This is a genomic window from Noviherbaspirillum sp., assembly GCF_036846085.1.
GTDB lineage: Bacteria > Pseudomonadota > Gammaproteobacteria > Burkholderiales > Burkholderiaceae_D > Noviherbaspirillum.
This window is the reverse complement of the sequence record NZ_DAIUCO010000343.1, coordinates 1-4,628: the sequence shown is the minus strand read 5'-3', so window position 1 is coordinate 4,628 and position 4,628 is coordinate 1. Positions and strand designations below refer to the sequence as shown.

Here is a 4,628-nt window from a genome sequence, read left to right as displayed (position 1 = left end):
TGCAGGAAGGCATCCTGTTTCATCACCTGATGGAAAGCGAAGGCGACGTCTACCTATCGCCGACCCTGTTCAGCTTCGACAGCCGCGAACGGCTCGACCGCTTCCTGCAGGCGCTGCAGGCGGTGATCGACCGGCACGACATCCTGCGCACCGCCATCCACTGGGAAGGTTTGGCCGAACCGGTGCAGGTGGTGTGGCGCAGCGCGCCGCTGCAGGTGGACCAACCGGTGCTTGATGGCGGGCAGAGTCCCATCGCCGACCAGCTGCGCCGGCGCTATGACCCGCGCCATTATCGCGTCGATGTGCGCCAGGCACCGCTGATGCGCATCGCCATTGCCGAGGATGCAGCTAATGGGCGATGGCTGATGCTGCATCTTCTGCATCATTTGTCGATCGATCACACGACGCTGGATGCCTTGCTGGTCGAAGTGCGCGCACTCCTGCTTTCGCAGGGCGACACCTTGTCCTCGCCCCAGCCCTTCCGCAATTTCGTGGCCGAGGCACGCCTCGGGGTCGGCCGGGCCGAGCACGAGGCCTATTTTCGCGCCTTGCTTGCGGACGTCAATGAACCGACCCTGCCATATGGCATGAGCGACGCGCGCGGCAATGGAGAAGCAATGCGTGAAGCGCAACGCCAGGTCGATGCAGAGATTGCTCGGCAAGTGCGCGCCAAGGCGCGCGCCTTGAACGTGAGTGTGGCGAGCCTGTGCCATGTAGCCTGGGCACAGGTACTGGCACGTCTGTCGAACCGTGATGACGTGGTGTTCGGCACGGTCTTGTTCGGCCGCATGCAGGCGGGCGGCAGCGCCGACCGCGTACTCGGCATGTTCATCAATACCTTGCCGGTGCGCGTCCGCCTCGACAACCAGACGGTGGCGGGCAGCGTCCAACAGACGCACGCACAACTGACGCAGTTGCTGCGTCACGAGCACGCCTCATTGTCGCTGGCGCAACGCTGCAGCGCGGTTGCCGCACCTGCACCCTTGTTCACCGCCATCCTCAATTACCGCTATTCGACAGAACCAGCCATTGCCGACGACAAAGAACATGAGCAGCCGTGGGAAGGTATGCAATCCCTTGGTGGCGAAGAGCTGAGCAACTATCCGGTCAGCCTTGATATCGACGACCTCGGTGCTGGGCTCAAACTGACTGCGCAGGTGCGGATGCCGGCCGATCCTGCCCATGTATGCGACCTCATGCACACCGCGCTCGCGCAACTGGCGAACGCGCTCGATAGCGCTCCATCTGTTCCAATTGCATCGCTCGACATCCTGCCGGAGGCAGAACGCAAGCGTCTGCTGGTCGACTGGAACGCGACCGAAAGCGAGTTCCCGGAGTCGTCCTGCCTGCATCAGTTGTTTGAAGCGCAGGCTGCGTATAAGCCGGATGCTCTGGCTGTCTGCTTCGAAAACTTCCGTCTGACCTATGGCGAATTGAACGCGCAGGCGAACCGTTTTGTCCATCACCTGCGGTCCCATTGCGTCGCGCCGGATGCGACGGTTGCGCTGTGCGTCGGGCGCGGGCCGGACATGGTCATGGCGATGCTGGCGATCCTGAAAGCGGGCGGCGCGTATCTCCCGCTCGACCCGGATTATCCGGTAGAGCGCCTCGCATACATCCTCAGCCATGCCCGGCCGGTTGCAATCATATGCGCTGAGCAATCCAATGCGCGCATTGCCGAGGCTGTGGGTACGGCCGGCACGCCGGTCATCAATCTCGATAGGGATTCCGTAAAATGGCAGGCGGAGGATAACGGTGATCTTCCTTGCGTCATCTCGGGCGTCGCGCCGCGTCACCTGGCCTACGTGATGTACACGTCCGGCTCAACCGGCCGCCCGAAAGGCGTGATGGTCGAGCATCGCAGCGTGGTGAATCAGGTCACGGCGCTGCAGCGGCGCTACGGACTGGTCGCGCAGGATCGCGTGCTGCAATTTGCCGCGCCTAGCTTCGACATGTCAGTCGAAGAGATCTTCGGTGCGCTGGCTTCGGGTGCGGCACTGGTCCTGCGTACCGATGCTTGGCTTGCCGGAGCCGCCGAATTTCATGGCCTGTGTAATGCCTACGCGGTGAGCGTGGCGAACCTGCCGCCTATGGTCTGGGAACAATTCCTGCAGCGCGAGGACAAGGAGCTTCCGCCCTCGCTTCGGTGCGTGATGCTGGGTGGCGACGCCGTGCATCCGGAAGCGATCCGGCGATGGCTGGCACGCACTGGCCACCGTCCGCGCCTGTTCAACGCCTATGGCCCTACCGAGGCGACGGTGAATGCCACGGTCCACGAGCCGGGCATTTACGACGACGGGCGCCAGTTGATCGGCCGCCCGCTCGCCAATACGCGGATCTATATCGTAGATGCCGGTCTAAGACCGGTACCGGTCGGCGTTGTCGGCGAGATATGCATCGGTGGAGCCGGAGTTGCGCGGGGCTACCTGGCGAATGCCGAACTTACGGACAGGAGCTTTGTCGCCGATCCGTTTTACGCCGGCTTCAGTGCGCGCATGTACCGTACCGGAGACCTGGGCCGATATTTGCACGATGGCACAGTGGAATTCCTCGGCCGCCGCGACGCCCAGGTCAAGATTCGCGGCTTCCGCATTGAGCTCGGCGAGGTCGAGGCCACGCTCGAACGTCACCCGGAGGTGCGCAGTGCGGCGGCCGTTGCCGTCGACGACCCGGTCTCCGGCCGGCGCCTGGTTGCCTGCTACACGCCGCGCAACGAACCGGCAGATCCACAATCCTTGCGCCGCTTCCTGGCGGATTTTCTGCCTGAATACATGGTGCCGACGCAGTTCGTTGCGCTGGACGCACTGCCACTGACGCCGAACGGAAAGCTGGATCGCACGGCACTGACGCAACAGGTATCGGTGGGTGCACCGCAACATGGCCTCGAATCCGACTACCAGGCGCCCCAAGGCGAGGTGGAAATCCGCATCGCGCAAATCTGGGCCGAGGTTCTCGGCTTGGAACGCGTGGGCAGGCGGGACCATTTCTTCGAGCTGGGCGGCCATTCGCTGCTGGCCATTAGTCTGATCGAACGCATGCGCCGCGCCGGCCTGCACACGGACGTGCGGGTTCTGTTCGACACGCCGACGCTGGCCGAGCTGGCGGATGCCGTCGGGGACGCCCATGCCATCGTTGCCGTACCCCCGAATCGCATCCATCCCGGTTGCGAAGTCATCACGCCGGAGATGCTTCCGCTGGTGCACCTGTCGGAAGCGAACATCGGCGACATCGTCCGCCATGTGCCGGGCGGTGCCACCAACATCCAGGACATTTATCCGCTGGCTCCACTGCAGGAAGGCATTCTGTTCCACCACATGATGGAAGAGGAAGGCGATCCGTACCTATTGCACGGGCTGTACAGCTTCGATAGCCGCGATCGTCTCGGACGCTTCGTGAAAGCGCTACAAACCGTCGTCGACCGGCACGACATTCTGCGCACCGCCGTGCTCTGGGAAGGCTTGCCGGAGCCGGTGCAGGTGGTTTGGCGCACAGCACGGATCGAGATCGAGGAGGTTACGTTCGACCCGGCTCAAGGCGACCCGGCTGCGCAACTCGAAGCTCGCTTCGACCCGCGTCGCTACCGGTTGGACGTGCGGCGGGCACCGATGATCCGGCTGTTCGCCATGTACGACGCAGCCAACAGCCGCTGGCTCGCCTTGCTGCTGAACCACCACCTGGCCGGAGATCATACAACGCAGGACGTGGTGGTCAATGAAGTCAGGACCTGCCTGCAGGGGCAGGCCGCGCACTTGCCTGCGCCGCTGCCGTTCCGGAATTTTGTGGTCCAGGCCAGACAGGCGGTCTCCCCGGAAGAGCACGAAGCTTTCTTCAGCCGCATGCTGGCCGACGTGGACCAGCCAACCGCACCATTTGGCCTGACCGACGTGCGTGGCGACGGCACCGACATCGTCGAAGCCGGTCTCGACGTCGAGACCGGGCTCGCCGCACGTATCCGCAAGCGCGCGCAGGCCATGGGTGTCAGCGCGGCGACGCTCTGCCATCTCGCCTGGGCGCGTGTATTGGCGCAGCTGACCGGTCGCGACGACGTGGTATTCGGCACCGTGCTGTTCGGCCGCATGCAAGGCGGCGAGGGCGCCGACCGTGCGCTCGGGCTGTTCATGAATACGCTGCCGGTGCGCATCGACATGCGCGAGCGCAGCGTTCAGGACGGTGTGCGTCACACACACGCGCTGCTAACCCAGCTGCTGCGCCACGAGCATGCATCGTTGGCCCTGGCGCAGCGTTGCAGCGCCGTTCCATCCAGCACGCCGCTGTTCAGCGCCTTCTTCAACTATCGCCACAGCGTCCCTGTCGCCGCGAGCGGAGACACGCCGGACGGCTGGGAAGGCATAAAAGCGCTCGGCGGCCAGGAGCGCACAAACTATCCGCTGACTTTCTCGGTAGACGATCTTGGCAATGCCTTCTACCTGACAGCCCAGGTCGAATTGCCGATTCAGCCGGAGCGGATTTGCGCCTACATGCATGCGGCGCTGGAAAAGCTCATCGACGCGTTGGAAGAGGCACCGCAGTCGCCCGTGGCAGGTCTTGACGTGCTCCCGCCTGCCGAACGCATGCTCGTGGTTGACGGCTGGAACGCCACGCAGCGCACGGGACGGGAAGGACGCTTT

General features: G+C 63.9%; 1 protein-coding gene. It reads left to right on the top strand.

The features are described 5' to 3' along the window. A partial coding sequence (locus V7080_RS24200) for a non-ribosomal peptide synthetase (protein ID WP_334190937.1) occupies nucleotides 1-4,628 on the top strand: 4,628 nt, incomplete at both ends.